This window comes from Pontixanthobacter luteolus (genome assembly GCF_947494915.1).
In the GTDB taxonomy this organism is placed as follows: domain Bacteria; phylum Pseudomonadota; class Alphaproteobacteria; order Sphingomonadales; family Sphingomonadaceae; genus Pontixanthobacter; species Pontixanthobacter luteolus.
The window spans coordinates 18,404-36,013 of record NZ_CANLWR010000001.1 but is presented as its reverse complement, the minus strand read 5'-3'; the positions used below and the strand labels follow the sequence as shown (position 1 = coordinate 36,013).

Annotated in this window: 13 protein-coding genes and 1 riboswitch; of the genes, 3 read left to right on the top strand and 10 right to left on the bottom strand. The window is 59.6% G+C overall.

Annotated elements, in window-relative coordinates; genetic code table 11:
* Positions 1–18 precede the first annotated feature (18 nt).
* The 8 genes from gcvH to PO778_RS00080 all read right to left on the bottom strand — a co-directional run bounded on the left by gcvH (position 19) and on the right by PO778_RS00080 (position 9,042).
* Positions 19–390: a glycine cleavage system protein GcvH gene (gene gcvH / locus PO778_RS00115; protein ID WP_160729111.1), complete on the bottom strand. Its 372-nt coding sequence runs from the start codon at positions 388–390 to the stop codon at positions 19–21.
* A gap of 4 nt (positions 391–394) precedes the next feature.
* Positions 395–1,540, bottom strand: a complete 1,146-nt coding sequence (gcvT, locus tag PO778_RS00110) for a glycine cleavage system aminomethyltransferase GcvT (RefSeq protein ID WP_271438160.1) — start codon at positions 1,538–1,540, stop codon at positions 395–397.
* A gap of 158 nt (positions 1,541–1,698) precedes the next feature.
* A riboswitch (glycine riboswitch) is annotated at positions 1,699–1,807 on the bottom strand.
* Between the two features lie 73 nt (positions 1,808–1,880).
* Positions 1,881–2,798, bottom strand: a complete 918-nt coding sequence (locus PO778_RS00105) for a sulfite exporter TauE/SafE family protein (RefSeq protein WP_271438159.1) — start codon at positions 2,796–2,798, stop codon at positions 1,881–1,883.
* Positions 2,798–5,428 carry a methionine synthase gene (gene metH, locus PO778_RS00100; RefSeq protein WP_271438158.1) on the bottom strand — a complete coding sequence of 877 codons (2,631 nt, stop codon included), beginning with the start codon at positions 5,426–5,428 and terminating at the stop codon, positions 2,798–2,800. Before metH ends, PO778_RS00105 begins: the two co-directional genes overlap by 1 nt.
* Positions 5,429–5,432: 4 nt before the next feature.
* The gene (locus tag PO778_RS00095; RefSeq protein ID WP_271438157.1) at positions 5,433–6,083 is read right to left on the bottom strand and encodes a hypothetical protein; all 651 of its coding nucleotides are present in this window, start codon (positions 6,081–6,083) and stop codon (positions 5,433–5,435) included.
* A 3-nt stretch (positions 6,084–6,086) separates the two neighbouring features.
* On the bottom strand, positions 6,087–7,133 hold the full coding sequence (locus PO778_RS00090) for a homocysteine S-methyltransferase family protein (RefSeq protein ID WP_271438156.1): 1,047 nt from the start codon (positions 7,131–7,133) through the stop codon (positions 6,087–6,089).
* On the bottom strand, positions 7,130–8,059 hold the full coding sequence (gene metF, locus PO778_RS00085; protein WP_271438155.1) for a methylenetetrahydrofolate reductase [NAD(P)H]: 930 nt from the start codon (positions 8,057–8,059) through the stop codon (positions 7,130–7,132). The genes PO778_RS00090 and metF overlap by 4 nt, the downstream gene beginning before the upstream one ends.
* Positions 8,056–9,042: an ArsR/SmtB family transcription factor gene (locus PO778_RS00080; protein WP_160729105.1), complete on the bottom strand. Its 987-nt coding sequence runs from the start codon at positions 9,040–9,042 to the stop codon at positions 8,056–8,058. The genes metF and PO778_RS00080 overlap by 4 nt, the downstream gene beginning before the upstream one ends.
* A gap of 107 nt (positions 9,043–9,149) precedes the next feature.
* Between PO778_RS00080 and PO778_RS00075 the strand changes: the two genes are divergently transcribed.
* Positions 9,150–10,169, top strand: coding sequence for an aldo/keto reductase (locus PO778_RS00075; RefSeq protein ID WP_271438154.1), 1,020 nt, complete (start codon positions 9,150–9,152; stop codon positions 10,167–10,169).
* A gap of 16 nt (positions 10,170–10,185) precedes the next feature.
* Here the strand turns inward: PO778_RS00075 and PO778_RS00070 are convergent, their stop codons facing one another.
* Both PO778_RS00070 and PO778_RS00065 read right to left on the bottom strand, forming a co-directional pair.
* Positions 10,186–11,211, bottom strand: coding sequence for a LacI family DNA-binding transcriptional regulator (locus PO778_RS00070; RefSeq protein ID WP_271438153.1), 1,026 nt, complete (start codon positions 11,209–11,211; stop codon positions 10,186–10,188).
* 82 nt (positions 11,212–11,293) lie between these two features.
* A complete protein-coding gene (locus PO778_RS00065; protein WP_271438152.1) occupies positions 11,294–12,799 on the bottom strand; it encodes a tryptophan halogenase family protein in 1,506 nt (501 codons plus the stop codon).
* 306 nt (positions 12,800–13,105) lie between these two features.
* Between PO778_RS00065 and PO778_RS00060 the strand changes: the two genes are divergently transcribed.
* Both PO778_RS00060 and PO778_RS00055 read left to right on the top strand, forming a co-directional pair.
* On the top strand, positions 13,106–16,498 hold the full coding sequence (locus tag PO778_RS00060) for a TonB-dependent receptor (RefSeq protein ID WP_271438151.1): 3,393 nt from the start codon (positions 13,106–13,108) through the stop codon (positions 16,496–16,498).
* A 94-nt stretch (positions 16,499–16,592) separates the two neighbouring features.
* Positions 16,593–17,609, top strand: a complete 1,017-nt coding sequence (locus PO778_RS00055) for a glycoside hydrolase family 16 protein (protein WP_271438150.1) — start codon at positions 16,593–16,595, stop codon at positions 17,607–17,609.
* The last annotated feature ends 1 nt before the right edge of the window (position 17,610 follow it).

Here is a 17,610-nt window from a genome sequence, read left to right as displayed (position 1 = left end):
CCTGCGAAGGGTCGGTGCTTAAAGTCCGTCGACGAAAGCCTGGTATGCCTTGGCATCCATCAGGCCTTCCAGCTCTGACTTGTCGCCAATCGTCATTTTGAAGAACCAGCCGTCTTCTTCGGGCGAAGTGTTGACCAGCGCGGGATCTTCTTCCAGCGCCGGGTTGCCTTCAACCACTTCGCCGGTAATCGGCGCGTACACATCGCTGGCAGCCTTCACCGATTCAACGACAGCCGCATCGCCGCCCTTGTCGACCATGGCACCCACTTCGGGCAGTTCCACGAATACGATATCGCCCAGCTGTTCCTGTGCGTAATCGGTAATGCCGACGGTGGCGGTATCGCCTTCTACGTCGATCCATTCATGCTCATCGGTGAAGTAACGGGCCATCGGTTCATTCTCCTCGGTAATAATTCTGCGGAACGAAGGGCATCGGCGTCACGGTGGCATCGAGACGCTTGCCGCGAACCTCCACCTGCAACGCGGTATCTTTGCTGGCATGTTCTTTCTGGATGTATGCCATCGCAATCGGGTGACCCAGCGTGGGCGAAAATCCGCCACTGGTCACGCGGCCAACCTCTGTATCGCCGACGAACACCAGCGAACCCTCGCGCGCGGGGAGCCGGCCATCGATTTTCAGGCCGACCCGCTTGCTCTGCGTGCCGCCAGCCAGTTTCTCGGCAACCGGTCCATGACCCATCCAGCCGCCGCTTTCCCGACGCGATTTGGTCAGCGCGAACAGCAGGCCCGCAGATACCGGATCGGTCACATCGTCCAGATCATGTCCGTATAGCGGCAGCCCGGCCTCAAGCCGCAGGCTGTCGCGCGCGCCTAGACCGGCCGGCTTAACCCGTTCGTCTGCCACAAGCGCATTGGCCAACGCTCCGGCATGGTCCGCAGGAATGGAGATTTCGAACCCGTCTTCGCCGGTATAGCCTGCGCGGCTGACCCAAAGCGGAATGCCGTTCCATTCAAACATTCCGGCGGTCATGAACACCAGCTTCCCCGTGCCCGGAATCAATTCATCCAGCACCGCGCCCGCCTTCGGCCCTTGCAGCGCCAGCAGGGCCTGATCCTGATAGTGGGTCAGCGTAATCTCGTCCGGCAAATGTTCGCGCAGATGGGCGATGTCGTCCCATTTGCACGCACCGTTGACGACCAGGGCATAGTGCGAACCGGCATTGGTCACGATCAGATCGTCCAGAATGCCGCCTTCTTCATTGATCAGCAGCGAATAGCGCATCCGCCCTTCGCCAAGGCTGGAAATATCGCCCGGCAGCAGCGCCTCAAGCGCTTGTGCGGCGGCGGTCATATCGCCGTCCGGACCTTCGACCGAAAGCTGGCCCATATGGCTTACGTCGAACAGGCTGGTCGAACCACGGGTCCACTCGTGTTCGGCCACGATGCCTTCGTACTGGATCGGCATTTCGTAACCGGCAAACGGCACCATCCGGCCGCCCTGCTCGCGGTGCCAGGCATCCAGCGGGAGCACTTGCTCTTCCGGCATGTCGTCTGGATGGATTTCGGTATCTTCGCTCATCAAAAATTCCTGACACGAGTGCATACGCCTCAAAACAAGGCGTCGTTCCTGCACCCCCTCTGTCGGGAAGACCTGAGAGTTTTTACGCAGGCCAATAACTCGGCCCAACGCTTACCCCTTCGGTGGCCCCATTTGCATGAGACGCTTTCCAGAGTGTCTGCCAATACGCGGTCCCTGGTACCTGAGAGTTTCCGGGGCGGTTGCTCCTTCGGTGCCGACAGCCACGGAGCAAGTCCGATAGCCGGCGGTCTCTCCCGCGTAATGGCCGGGAATCGGTAGACGCCCGGCGACCGGTCGGCATTCGCTCAACCCCGTGCGTGCGTCAATCCCAAGAAGCGCTTCAGCGCCAATTGAGCCACAATAAATAGCACGCCGAAAGCAGGATCCACGCACCGCCCAGTGTTTTCAGTCGCCGTGCGCCCAGCCGGATGGCAATTGGCCGGGCCAGAAACCCGCCCAGCACCGCACCGGGTATGGCGAGCAGCGCGACCTCCCAGATCAGCGTACCTTGCTGGATATGCCAGACGCTGCCCGCAATCATGCTGACCGACGAAATCACGCACGCTGTTCCGACGCACAGCAACACCGGATAGTGCCGCAGGAACAGGTAGAACGCGACAAGTTCGCCAATTCCGACCGAAAACAGCGCAGTAATCGCGCCGCCGGGCACCGCAATCATCAGCAATACCGCGAGATCGATCGGTGCCAGACTGCCGCGCTCCGGCAAATCGCGGTTGATGGTCCATGTGGCCGCAATCAGCGCCAGTCCCAGTACGATTGAAAAACCCTTATACCCCAGCAGCACCATTTGCGGATCGAACACGGCAAGCCGCTGCACCGCCAGCATCGCGGGCAGGGACAACCCCAGCACAAGCACCGCCAGTAACCAGTAATCGCGCGGGCGAACGGCGGCTTCGTTGTCGAGCGGCCGGGGCTGATGCAACAGACGGTCGGTCCAGCGCAGCGCGCCCATGGTCATGCCGAATGCCTGGATCATCATCGAAACAGCGGTCACCCGCAGCGGATCGATTTGCATCACGCCATGATCGCTCAGCGCATTGAACACCGGTACGAATACAACCCCGCCGCCAGTGCCCGAGGTGTTGGCGATGATTGCACCGATCACACCGACAATCGGCAGGGCAAACAACACTTCAGGCCATGCCGGCCCCGTAGGAACCACGGCCCACAAAGCAGCATAGCAGGTCAGCAGCACCAGCCCGCCAATCCACACCAGTCGTCCGGCGGGAAGCGTCATCAGTCGAGATTGGGGCGTAGCCAGCGCTCTGCCGTCTGCAAATCCACGCCGCGACGCTGCGCGTATTCCTCCAACTGATCACGTCCAATCCGGGCAACGCCGAAATACTGGCTTTCCGGGTGTCCGAAATAGAACCCGCTGACGGCGGCTGTCGGCCACATGGCAAAGCTTTCCGTCAGAGTCAGGCCTGCATTTTCCGGCGCATCGAGCAGGTCGAACAGGATCGGTTTCAGGCTGTGATCGGGGCATGCGGGATATCCGGGTGCCGGACGGATGCCGCGATACTTTTCCTTGATCAGCGCTTCGTTGGTCAGCTGTTCGCCCGGCGCATAACCCCACAGATCGGTGCGGACATGCTGGTGAAGCCGCTCTGCGAATGCCTCAGCAAACCGGTCTGCCAGCGCCTTCAGCAGAATGTCCGAATAGTCGTCATTGTCGGCCCTGAAGCGGGCAAGGTGGCTCTCGATCCCGTGGATGCCGACCGCGAAACCGCCGATCCAGTCGCCCGCCGGATCGATAAAATCGGCAAGACACATATTTGCCCGGTCACGGCTTTTCTTCACTTGCTGGCGCAGGAACGGCAGGACCACGTGTTCCTCCCGGTTTACCCGGTGAATGGTCACGTCGTCGCCATCGCGCGCGCAGGGCCAGAAACCGCATACGCCCCTGGCCGTCAGCCATTTATCGCTAATGATCTGCTCGAGCATCGCCTGCGCATCGTCCCACAGCGAGCGGGCGCTTTCGCCGACCACGTCATCCTGCAGGATCGCGGGATAGGTGCCGTGCAATTCCCACGCGCGGAAGAACGGGGTCCAGTCGATGCAGCCGCGCAAATCCTCGAGCGACCAGTCATCGAACACGTGAACTCCGGGCTGCAGCGGCGGAGCGGCCTTGTCGCTGAGATAGGCGTCGTAGTAATTCGCGCGCGCATCCTCGATGCTGAGCAGCTCACTCTGACCCTTGCCTGCACGCACATCGCGCACCCGTTCATATTCCGCAGCCGTTTCGGTTACGAAATCATCGCGCAGCGTGTCGGACAACAGCTTGCTGGCCACACCGACCGCGCGGCTGGCATCGAGCACGTGGATCACCGGACCGTCATACGCCTCATCAATCCGCAGCGCCGTGTGAACCTTGCTGGTGGTCGCGCCGCCGATCAGCAGCGGTATGTCCATTCCGGCGCGCTGCATTTCTTCCGCAACCGTCACCATTTCATCCAGCGACGGGGTGATCAGACCGGACAATCCAATCATGTCCGCACCTTCGGATTTCGCAGTCTCGATGATTTTCGACCACGGAACCATCACGCCGAGGTCGATCACTTCATAACCGTTGCATTGCAGAACGACGCCGACGATGTTCTTGCCGATATCGTGCACGTCGCCCTTGACGGTCGCCATTACGATCTTGCCCTTGGCTTTTGCGCCATCCGCCTTTTCCGCCTCGATATAGGGGATCAGGTGCGCCACCGCCTTTTTCATAACGCGGGCGGATTTAACAACCTGGGGCAAGAACATCTTGCCGCTGCCGAACAGGTCGCCGACCACGTTCATGCCGTCCATCAGCGGGCCTTCGATAACTTCGATCGGGCGCCCGCCAGCGGCTTGCGTCGCGGCACGCATTTCCTCTGTGTCGGCTACGATATCGGCATCGATGCCTTTGACCAGTGCGTGCTCCAGCCGCTTTGCGACCGGCCACCCCCGCCATTCGGCAGTCGCCTTTTCATCTTCCTTGCTCTTGCCCTTGTAGCTTTCCGCAAGGTTGATCAGCCGTTCTGTCGCGGTCTCTTCGCCTCCGGCAACGTCGCGCATCAGGATCACATCTTCGCACGCCTCGCGCAGCACCGGATCGATCTGGTCGTAAACATCCAGCTGACCCGCATTTACGATGGCCATGTCGAGGCCCGCCGGTATCGCGTGATACAGAAAGACGGAGTGCATCGCGCGTCGAACAGTCTCGTTCCCGCGGAAACTGAACGACAGGTTGGACAGGCCGCCGCTGGTCTTGGCAAGCGGACAGGCGGCCTTGATTTCGCGCACCGCCTCTATGAAATCCAGCCCGTAACGGTCGTGTTCCTCAATCCCTGTGGCGACCGCGAAGACGTTCGGATCGAAGATAATGTCTTCTGCCGGGAAACCGATCCCGGTCAGCAAATCATAGGCGCGTTTGCATATCTCGACCTTGCGCGCCTTGGTGTCAGCCTGACCCGCTTCATCGAAGGCCATCACCACCACGGCGGCGCCATAATCCATGCATTTGCGGGCTTGTTCGAGGAACTGGTCCTCCCCCTCTTTCATGGAAATTGAATTGACGATCGGCTTGCCCGAAACGCATTTCAGACCTGCCTCGATCACGTTCCATTTGGAACTGTCGATCATCACCGGAACGCGGGCAATATCGGGTTCCGCGGCGATCAGTTTCAGAAACGTCGTCATGGCATGGACAGCATCGAGCAGCCCTTCATCCATGTTGACGTCGATCACCTGCGCGCCGTTCTCCACCTGCTGGCGGGCAACTTCGACTGCCGCATCGTAATCGTCGGCCATGATCAGCTTCTTGAAACGGGCCGATCCGGTCACATTGGTGCGTTCGCCGATATTAACGAAGCGGGCTGTTGAGGTGTCGTTCATATATCTAGGCTTTGTCACGGGGCTGTACGACTGAAGCGGTCTTTGTTCTTATGTCGCTGCCAAGCTCGTCGCGATCCGCTTCGAGCGCGCCTTGATCGACCAAGCCGGCATTTTCCGGTGCCATCCAGTCCAGCGCGACATGGTATGTGAAAGGGTTTCCGTAGATGTCGCTATATTCAAGACGGAATAGCGTTTTCGACAATCTGGTTCTCGCGGCTTTGGATACCGCATTAAATTGGGCATCATATTCCGGATCGTTTTCCCGTCCTTCATTGAACAAAGACAGCAAGGTGATGGCTTTCTGGGGTGGGACCGTCCGACCCTTTAGCTTTTGGGCGTATCGATCCCAAAAAACCGGATCCTTTTCAGGCTCGAGCAGCGAGACAAAATCCGGGACGTTCAGGTTTTCGGCAGCAAGCCTTACCATTACTCTGTCGATTATGAGCGGCCCCACCCCCTCGTTTGCCAGTTCAAGGGAAAATCCACTCTTGAAATTTCCCTGTCGAAGATAGGGGATTGGGCGAAAGCTCTGGTGATTATGTGTTCTCTGGATGCTGGCCATTTTTCTCGAAGTAAGAAATGACCAACCTGCGACAAAAAGCGCCCCGATCGCGGTCACAACCTGAACAACGTCGGCAAAAATATTCATGTCCATCGTTTACGCTGCAATCGTAAAGGGTTCGAGGCCGGCAAGTTGCATCTGCGTGTCGCGCCGGGGGATTCTTCGCGGGGAAAGACCCTGCACCGCCTTGGCTATTTCAGCGATGTGATCCGGGGTGGAGCCGCAGCATCCGCCCAGAATATTGGCCTGTCCATGCTCCGCCCATTCCTGCACCAGCGATGCCGTGGTGGCCGGGGCTTCATCATATTCGCCCAGTTCATTGGGCAGCCCGGCATTGGGATAGGCGAGGATGAGCGTATCAGCGATCTTGCTCAACATTTGAACATGCGGGCGCAGCTGTTCCGCGCCGAAGCTGCAGTTGAGACCAATCGTGACCGGGTTCGCATGGCGCACCGCATACCAGAATGCCTCCACCGTGTGACCCGACAGGTTCCGTCCGGAAAGATCGGTGAGCGTCATGGACAGCATGATCGGCACATCGCGGCCAAGTTCCCGCTCCAGCTGCTTGACCGCCATGATGCCGGCCTTGGCGTTCAGCGTGTCGAAGATTGTCTCGATCAGGATGAAATCCGCCCCGCCTTCCACCAATGCGGCGGCCTGTTCGTGATACACCTCTGTCAGAAAGTCGAAATCGATCTCGCGGAAACCGGGGTCTTCGACATCCGGCGAAAGCGATAGCGTCTTGTTGGTCGGCCCGATCGCACCCGCTACGAAACGGGGTCTGCCATCTCGCCGTGCATACTCATCGGCCAGTTCGCGCGCGATCTTGGCCGATGCCAGATTGATGTCCCGGACAAGATGCTCTGCCGCGTAATCGGCCTGGCTGATCCGGTTGGCTGAAAACGTGTTGGTGGAGACGACGTCGGCCCCGGAATCGAGATAGGCGCGGGTGATGTCGCCGATCACATCGGGGCGGGTCAGCGCGAGGATATCGTTATTGCCCTTCTGGTCGGCCTTCAGCCCCAGATCGCCAGCATAATCGCTCTCATCCAGCTTGCGGTTCTGAATCTGGGTTCCGAACGCACCGTCGAAAATCAGGATACGTTCTGCGGCCTGTGCCTTCAGGCTTTCACGCGGTGTCATCGGACATCTCCTTTCGGACGCATGCCGAGCATGTGGCAGATCGCATAGGCGAGGTCCGCACGGTTCAGCGTGTAGAAGTGAAAATTGCGTACGCCGCCAGCGTACAGCCTGCGGCACAGTTCCGCCGCGACGGTCGCCGCGACCAGTTGCCGGGCAGCTGGCCGTTCATCAAGCCCTTCGAACAGGCCGTCCATCCATTGGGGAATTTCGGCGCCGCACGCACCGGCGAACTTGCGCGCCTGGGCCACGTTGGTCACCGGCAATATGCCCGGCAAGATCGGCGCATCGATACCGTTTTTCGCCGCTTCGTCGCGAAACCGGAAGAACGTGTCGGCGGAGAAGAAGAACTGGCTGATGGCGCGGGTTGCGCCGGCATCCAACTTGCGCTTGAGGTTGTCGAGATCAGCCTGCGGACAGTCGGCATCGGGGTGGGTTTCTGGATAGGCAGCGACCGAAATTTCAAAGTCTGCAATACCCTTCAGTCCGGCCACCAGTTCGGCCGCGTTCCGATATCCTTCCGGATGCGGTTCGAACGGCGCACCTGGCTCGCCCGCATCGCCGCGCAAGGCAACGATATGGCGAACGCCGGCTTCCCAATATTGTTCTGCAACCTCGCGAATTTCATCCTTGCTCGCGGCGACGCAGGTCAGGTGCGCTGCTGCGGGAAGGTGAGCCTCGCGGATGATCCGGGCAACGGTGTTATGCGTCCGCTCGCGGGTGGAGCCGCCAGCACCATAGGTTACGGAAACAAAGCTCGGTTCAAGCGGGGCAAGTTCCTGCACCGCGTCCCACAGCTTGATCTCCATCTTTTCGGTCTTGGGCGGAAAGAATTCGAACGACGCCTCGATATCTCCCGGCAACCCTGAAAACAGAGGGGTGTCGGCAGCGGTCTGCGCCTCGTGGATTGGATCGAGCGTGTCGGTCATGAGGCAACCTTTTGCAGATCGGTAGAGGAAGGCCCGCCCTGGCGGGTACCGAGCCAGATCTTCACGGTAAGCTCGCCCTCGTCGAGGGAGATCGGCTTGGCCGGCGTAAAGCCTGCCTCTTTCAGCAATTCGCGAATGGCCTTGTCGGTGAAACCAAGCCGCGCATGGGCATGACGGTCACGCAATTCCTCGCGGTCATGCGCAGCGAAATCGACGATCGCGATGCGCCCGGCGGGGCGGGTGACACGCGCCGCTTCCGCCAATGCGGCAGCCGGATCCTGCGCGAAATGAAGCACCTGATGCAGCAGGATGGTATCGAAACGGTGCGCTGCAAACGGCAGAGATACAAAATCGCCCTGCACCAGTTCCACCGCGTCGGCGGGCAGGTTTTGCAGCTTCGCACGGGCAACACGCAGCATGTCGAGGCTCTTGTCGAGCGCTACGATATGGTCCGCATTGGGTGCAAACAGTTCAGCCATGCGGCCGCTGCCGGTTCCGATATCCAGCAATTGGCCCAGCGAATGAGTGCCCAGCGCCTCGACCAGGCTATCCTCGACCAATTTGTCGGGGCTGTGCAATTGCCGCAATTCGTCCCAGTCATCGGCATGTTTGGCGAAATAGTTGGCAGCGTTCAACTCGCGCGCGCCGCGTATGCTGGAAAGCTGGCGCCTGTCGTCCGCACACACCGCAGCGAAATCCGGGTCTTCCCGCTCCGCCGTGGCCAGCAGGCGCGACACCGCTTCGCCCACCGGATTGCCGCGTTCATTGCCGACCGCTGCGCGCAAGAACACCCAGCTGCCTTCCCGGTGACGTTCCGCCAGGCCAGCATCGCACAGAATCGCAACGTGGCGTGAAACGCGCGGCTGACTCTGACCCAGGACCTGCGCCAGTTCACCGACTGCAAGCTCCATCGCGGATAGCAGCCGCATCACCCGTAGTCTGGTCGGATCGGCAAGCGCGCGCATGGTCGTTTCAATCTGCATGGATCAGCGCATATAAAGATATTGTTATATCCGCAAGTCCGATTCAATGCGCTTGGATGTCTGGCACCGCGTGCTAGGCTGTGCGAACAATCTAGAGAGAGACCACCATGAAATACGTCCAGTTCGGAAACACCGGCCTTACCGTTTCACGCCTGTGCCTCGGCTGCATGAGCTTTGGCGATGCAGCGGCCGAAGGGCATGACTGGGCGATGGATCTGGACAGTTCGCGCCCATTCATCCGGCAGGCGCTGGAAGCCGGGATCAATTTCTTCGACACCGCCAATGCCTATTCTGGCGGCACGTCGGAAGAATATGTCGGCAAACTGCTGAAGGAAATGGCCAACCGCGATGAAGTGGTTATCGCGACCAAGGGGTTCTTCCGCTGGCGTCAGGCACCCAACACTGGCGGCCTGTCTGCCAAGGCGCTGATGCATGCAGTGGATGACAGCCTGCGCCGGCTGGGGACCGACTACATCGATCTTTATCAGATCCACCGGCTGGACCCGAACACACCGATGGAAGAGATTGTCGAGACGCTCGACGCAATCGTCCGTTCTGGCAAGGTCCGCTATGTCGGAGCGTCATCCATGTACGCCTGGCAGTTCCAGAAAATGCTGCACATTGCCGAACAGGCGGGGCTGAAGCAGTTCGTTTCGATGCAGAATTACGTGAACCTGATCTACCGCGAGGAGGAGCGAGAAATGCTGCCCCTGTGCGCCGACAGGGGAACTGCGGTGATGCCGTGGAGCCCGATGGCGCGCGGCAAGCTGACCCGGCCGTGGGACAGCACCACCAATCGCAGCGAAAGCGACCTGGTCGGCAAGGCGCTGTATGCGCGTAGGCAGGAAAACGACCGCAAGGTTGTGGAGGCGGTGGAGGCTCTTGCGAAGGAACGCGGGCTGCCCATGGCCCAGATCGCGCTGGCATGGGTGCTGCACAAACCAGAGGTCACCAGCCCGATCATCGGCGCGACGAAGCCTAAACATATCGAAGATGCGGTTGCGGCGCTCGACGTTTCGTTGTCCAAAGACGAGATCAAGCGGCTCGAGGCGGCCTATGAACCGCACCCGGTGATGGGCATTTTCGGGATGCCGCAGGCGGAAATGAAGCTGACCGTTAAGGGCTGACGGCGAAAGGCCGAATTCAGCCGCGGCGAACGCTGCTGCGATGGACGAGACGCACCGGCACGCGGCGTTCGGCCGCCTGGTCTTCACCCAGTGCGGTGCGCACCAGCATTGCACCGGCTACGTCGAAATCGGGTTCGATCGAGGTTAGCGGCGGGTTGCTGTGCTGACCGGCCCGGATGCCGTCGAAACCGATCAGCGAGCAGTCACCCGGAACCGAGATGCCTCGATCATTCAATTCATCCAGCGCGCCAAGCGCGATGGAATCGCAGGCGATAAACAACGCGTCGAATTCGGTATCGCTATCGGCCAGCAGCGAAGCAGCGCGGCGGCCCTGATCTTCGCGTTCCAGCGTGTCGTCGACCGACTGCAGGACCGGTTCAAGCCCGCTTTCCTTCATCGCGGCCAAGTATCCCTCGTATCGCTCGCGGAATTGCTGCTGGGGCGAATCTATCGCCCCGATATGGACAATCTTGCGGCACCCGGCATTGATCAATTCGCGTGTCGCAAGCATGCCGCCTTCGTAATTGTCCGACCGCACCCATTCGAGATCATCGAACGGAGAGCCCCAGAAAGCGACAGCCCGGCCATCACCGGCAAGATCGTGAAAATATTCCCAGGCCGCCTCGTTGATCGTCGTGCCGATCACGATAACCGCATCCGCCTGGCCGCGTTCTTCATACCGGCCGAATATTTGCTCTGCCTCGGACTGGAACGAAACGAGTGTTTCATACCCCTGCGCTGCTGCCGCCGCGCACACACTGCCGAGCAGCGAGAAATAGAACGGGTTCACATCGCTTGCCGCTTCGTCGGGCCGACCAATGACCACTACCGCGATAGTGCCGGTTTTACCCCGGCGCAGCCGCGCAGCCCGTTCGTCAACCACATAGCCGAGTTCTTCGGCTGCTTGCATGACTTTCGCCCGCGTTGGTTCCGTTATCGCGCTGGAACCCGCAAGGGCGCGCGACACGGTCGACTGGCTCACACCGGCTTTCTCGGCAACGTCGAACGACGTCACGCGGTGACGGCTCGCGGTACGTGTCATGTTCTCTCCACACCCATTCGCCGCGGTCATTGCTCGGCGTTCAGGCGAATGCAAGCCCTCCCCCTGCTTTCTGCCGCAGTGATCAGGCGGGCGCGGGGCAATAGCGTTGCAGGTATTCGCCGTGGCCAGGCATTTTCTGGACCAGGAATTTGATCGACTTTTCCATTTCGTCGAGTTCCTTGCGCGTGTCTGCAACATCCAGAGTGTTGGCGATGGCATTGTTGCCGCCCATGCCGATGCGCTGCCCCATCATCACCGCAGCCCAGCTGGTTTCCGTGAACAGTTCGTCTTCCTCGCGGAAAATCTGGCCATTCAGGCGGAAGAGCTCGACCTTCTCCGTCAGCGAGTCAGGCACGTCCATCGTGCGGCAATAATTCCAGAACTCGGTGTCGTCGCGTTCCGTCGCGTTGTAATGCAGGATCAGGAAGTCGCGAATACGCGCATATTCCTTCGCAGTCAGACGGTTGAAGGAATCTTCCTGCGTCTGGCTGATCCCGTCCAGCGAAAGCAGCGCCATCATTTTGTTGATCCCGGTATGGATCAGGTGGATCGATGTGGATTCAAGCGGCTCCATAAATCCGGCTGACAGGCCCAGAGCGATCACGTTCTTGTTCCAGAACTTCTTGCGCCGGCCGGTCACGAACCGAAGGAAATTGGGATCGGCGGCAGGCTTGCCCGCCAGATTGCCGACCAGAATATCGAGCGCCTGATCATCGCTCATATAATCGCTGCAATAGACGTGCCCATTGCCGTTGCGGTGCTGCAGCGGAACCTGCCACTGCCAACCCGCATCATGCGCCGTTGCCTTCGTGAAAGGCGGCGGCGGGGCCCCGTCGTCACGGCCGCAAGGCAGCGCAACCGCCCGGTTGCAAGGCAGCCAGTGGGCCCATTCTTCGTACCCTGTTTCCAGCGCCTGCTCGATCAGCAATCCGCGGAAACCCGAACAGTCGATGAAGAGGTCGCCGGACACGTCTTCGCCGCTTTCCATAACGACAGAGGCGACATGGCCCGTTTCGCCGTCCAGCTTTACGTCGCCGATCCGGCCTTCCTTGCGGACCACGCCGCGCCCTTCCGAAACCCGCCGCAGCAGCGCGGCATAGCGCCCTGCATCAAGGTGATAGGCATAATTAATGGGCGGGACATCGTCGCGCTGGAAATCGGCACTGCGCGCGAACTTGCCGAAATAGGCAGCCATGGTTTCGACGTTGAAGACCTGGATAGGGCGCTTGTCGCCATCACCGCGAAACTTGTGCCACACCTGGTGAAAGGCGATGCCGCCCATTTGGTAACCATATGCACCGAACGGGTGGATGTAGCTGTCGCCCTTCCTGCCCCAGTTCTCGAACTGGATGCCGAGCTTGAACGACCCTTGCGATGCAGCGAGCAAATCCTGCTCGTCGACGCCGATCAACTGGTTGAATTCGACAAATGGCGGGATCGTGGCCTCGCCGACGCCTACTGTCCCGATGGCCTCGGATTCGATCAGGACGATATCCAGATCATGTCCGGTCTTGAGCCGCGAAAGCGCAGCAGCGGCCATCCAGCCTGCTGTTCCGCCGCCAACGATTACGATCCGTTTGATCGCCATTTCCAGTCCCTCTCCCAATCGCCCTCAATGCCGGTCCGCTTCTGCGAATCGATGGCTCTATCCATGATCTAGCAGACGGCAAGGTGACGGCCACCTCGCTGTTGCAATTGCACAACACCCGGAGCACTGAAATCCAAAGCGCCGTGTCTGGACAGGCTGCAAGTCCGCAGAAACGCTTGAGTGTTAGCATTCGAATGCCCGCTTGTGAACGTTCATTTTATTACTTGTGAACGCTCACATTTGAGCCTAGTCATACTGCCACAAGAGCGCATGAATTGCGTCGCAATGACATTTGGGGAGAGAAAATTGTCTAGCGAAATCCTGATCGACCGGAAGAATTCCACCTTGCGTAATTTTGCGTTGGGGACTGCATCTTCGCTCGCCATGACTCTGGCGATGACCGGAACTGCCATGGCGCAGGACACCGCTCCAGCTGACGAAGCAGAAGCAACGGCTCAGGCGGATGACGATACCGTCATTGTCGTCAGCGGCTACCGTGCATCGCTTGGAACAGCGCAAACGGTCAAGCGCGACGCAGACACTTTTGTCGATGCCATTAGTGCAGAAGACATTGGCGCTCTCCCTGACCGTTCGGTCGCAGAGGCTTTGCAGCGCGTACCTGGTGTCAATATCGGCCGTTTCGAAAAAACCACTGACCCTGACCGTTTCTCGGTCGAAGGCACCGGCGTCATCATCCGCGGCCTCCCCTATGTCCGGTCGGAACTGAATGGCCGCGAGATTTTCTCCGCCACGGGTGGCCGCGTTCTCAGCTTCAACGACATTTCGCCGGAACTTCTGGGCCGCGTCGAAGTGTTCAAGAACGTCACTGCAGACATGGTCGAAGGCGCGATTGCCGGTACGGTCAATCTGGTTACCCGCAAGCCGCTGGATACAAACGGCCTCAAGGTCGCGGGAACGATCGGCGCCAATTACGGCGACCTTCGCGAAGAATGGTCGCCAGAGTTTTCCGGACTGATCTCGAACAGCTGGAATACAGACGGTGGTTCCTTCGGCCTTCAGCTCGGCTATGCCTACTCGGAACTGAAGAGCCGCACCGACGCATCGCAAGTCGCAGACCCTTGCTACCGCGCTGACACATTCGATGGGCCGTGCCTTCGTGCACTGACTGTCGGATCGGGCGGCTTTGTCGGTGATCCGAACTTCGATGAAGCCAATTTCCCGCCAGCAGGCTCGCTGGTCGTGCCCAAGGGCGCAGGCGTTCGCACGACCGATCTTGATCGTGACCGCGAAGCGTTCTCTGCGGTCGGCCAGTATGAAAGCGCCGATGGCCGGTTCCTTGCGACTGTTGAATGGCTTCGTTCCGAAACCAATTTCGACACCGAAGAATTTGCCCTGATCGCCCGTGTGGACGACGAACTGCTGTTCCCGACACCGGCAGATGGCAGCACCTGGCAGTTCGACGAAAACGGCGTGTTCGAAAGCGGCGTACTGACCCAGCGTTTCGGCGATGCCTACGCAACCCCGTTCGGTCGCGGCGGCATTCCGATTGACTCGCTCCGCTTCCTGCGCAGCGCAAAATCGGTAACCGAAGACTTCTCGCTCGATCTGAAATTCGAGGCGACCGATCGCCTGCGCTTCAACTTCGAAGCACAGCATATCGATTCCAAGCTCAGCCGGGATTCGGTGTTCGGTGCACTCAGCACCTTTGCCAATATCGACCTCGACCTGTCCGGCAAAACGCCGAGCGTGCAGTTCCTCGCGCCTCCGGGCTCACCAGCGGATTATTTCTCCTCGGGTGAAAGCACCTATTACTGGTTCGGCCTCGACAGCCGTGAGAAGAACGAAGGCGATCTCGACAGCCTGCGCTTCGATGCCGAATACGACATCAGCGATGACGGCTTTTTCCGCCAGGCACGTTTCGGCGCACGCTGGGCAGAACGTGACCGTACTACGCGCAACACGAACTTCAGCACATGGGGCAATCTGTCCGCTCCGTGGGCTGGCCGTGCGGGCTGTGCGCCATGGAATGATGGCCCTGGCTGCGCAGCAACCGGCGGCTTCGTTCCGGGGCGCTGGTTCACCGGCCTTCCGGGCCAGGACTTCGCCATTGCAGGCGGTGCCTTCACCGACGAATTCCCTGATTATTCGCAGTACCGCGCACCCTTCAATGACGGTTTCCAGCGCGGCAACACCCCGCTGCCGATTGAAAACGGTGCCGGCTGGTTCTTCGGCGGTGACGATTTCCTCGGCGAATATCTGGATGGAATCACTGACCAGCAATTCGACGAAATTCAGACCTTCGGCCAGTCGCCAGAACGCTTCAACTATGGCGTGAACGGCCGGACCCGGGTCGACGAACTCACCGGTGAAGTTATCCCGTGTGACATCGAAGGCGTCTATTGCCCCGGCGAAGTTTCGACCGTTTCCGAGACTACCAAGGCAGCCTATGCCCGGGTCGATTTTGGACACGATTTTGACAACGGCATGAGCTTGGTCGGCAATTTCGGTCTTCGCTATGTTGAAACTTCCGTCACCAGCGGCGGCCGGATCGGCTTCCCTGACGCGGGCCGTTTCGACACGCCTGTGATCGAAAATGGCGTTCAGGTTGGCGGCGGAAACGGCGACGGCGTTGTCCAGGTTTCAGAACTGACTGTCGGCTGCCCCGATCCAAGCAACCCGAACGCTGTGGTCCCGGTAAGCCTCGTCGGTATCTGTCAATTGTCCGATGCAAGATTGGCTGAATTTGCCGCTGCCTTCACCGGTGAAATCCTCGACGATAGCCGCAAGATCCGCTTCGACAACTGGCTGCCCAGCTTCAATGCAAAGCTTGATGTCGGCGGCGGCCTGCTGTTCCGTGCAGCAGTTTCCAAGGGCATCTCGCGCCCTGACCTGCAATTGTTCCGCGCGGGTGGCGGCATCAGTGACAACACTGTTGCTCTGAATGCGGCAAACAATTTGGAGTCAGGCCCGCTGTTTGCCCTGGAGACAGGCAACCGCAACCTGAAGCCGATCACGTCGTGGAACTACGACCTCTCGGCGGAATGGTATTTCGACGAAGTGGGCTCGCTGACATTCTCGGTCTTCCTGAAAGATATTCAGGGCATCGTTAATGACGGCTTTGAAGTGGTGAACTACACCAGCCCAAGCGGTGCATCGACCGATGTTCAGGTCAAAGGCCCGGTCAACGACCAGGGCGGCGATCTGAAGGGCTTCGAACTTGCCTATCAGCAGACGTATGACTTCCTGCCAGGATTGCTCAGCGGTCTGGGCACGCAGTTGACTTATACCTACGTCGACGGCGGGGACTTCTCGAACCCGAACCTCGCAGCAGTTGGTCAGTCCTCTGTAACGACGGGCATCAACGAACTCGGCGGCGGTGCCTTTACCGGGGCGCAGCCAGTGGCCGGACTGTCCGAACACACGATCAATGCCACGGTCTTCTACGAGAAGGGTTCACTGGCATTGCGTGCGGCATACAACTGGCGCTCCGACTTCCTGATCACCCCGCGTGACGATATCTTCCCGTTCTCGCCAATCTGGCAGGAATCTACCGGGCAGCTTGACGCGTCGATCTTCTATTCGGTGACCGACAACATCAAACTGGGCATCCAGGGCGTTAACCTGCTCGACGAAGTTACGGAAACCACGCAGGTGGTCGACTTTGACGGTACCCGCGTAACCCGTTCGGCGTTCCGGAACGACCGCCGCTTCACCTTCCTGGCACGTTTCGACTTTTAAAAATCCTGCCAATGTTGTGATCTATCCTGCGGGCCCCTGTCTTGATGACTGGGGCCCGCTTCCATTTGCAGCGAATTTAAGGGATGCCCGTCTGATGAACAACAAACTGACCTGTCTCGCCGCGGGAATCCTCGGTGCTTCATTAGCCGCCTGCAGTGCGGCCGGGCCGCAGAAGAGCGAAGTGATCTCGTCCGTCCAACTGCCTGACCGCTCCACCGCGCGCATTCCCGGGGACGAAAGCGGCTGGCAAATGGTCTGGTCGGACGAATTCGACGGCGTAGCGATCGACCGCGGCAATTGGGCGTTCGATGTGGATTGCTGGGGCGGCGGAAATGAAGAGCGCCAATGCTATGTGGATGATCCGGCAAATGCCTCGATCGAAGACGGCAAGCTGGTGATCACGGCCCGCAAGCAGGAGCATACTGGCCCTGCATATCCACCGCATATCCGGGGTTCGATGGAAGATCCCGACGCGCTGGCGACAAAGCCGTTCACATCGGCGCGGCTCGCAACCCGGGGCAAGGCCGCATGGCAATATGGCCGGATCGAAGTGCGAGCGAAATTGCCGCAGGGTCAGGGAACCTGGCCCGCCATCTGGATGCTGCCAGAAGACAGCGCCTATGGTTCGTGGGCCGCATCGGGCGAAATCGACATCATGGAAGCCGTCAATCTCGGTGTGGAATGCGCCGAATGTCCGGACGGCAGGGAAGACACCATCCTGGGCACGCTGCACTTCGGCGGACTGTGGCCGAACAATTCCCTCAACAGTTCCGAAATGCACGCGCCCGCCGTGCTGGACGGATTTCACACCTATGGCATTGTGTGGACGCCGGGCCGGATCGAATGGACTTTTGACGGGGCGGTATTCGCGGTGAAGGAAGCGGAAAGCTGGTGGAGCGCCAATTCGGATAAAGCGAACGCCCCCTTCGACAAGCCCTTTCATTTGATATTGAACCTTGCGATTGGCGGCGGACTGCCGGAAAGAAGGGGCGTCGGCGGCGTGTCGGAGAGCGATTTTCCAAAACGCTTCGAAATTGACTGGGTGCGCGTATGGGAATGTGATGCCTCCCCTGGCGTGGAAGGCACGTGTTCCCAAGCAGCGGAGGAATGAC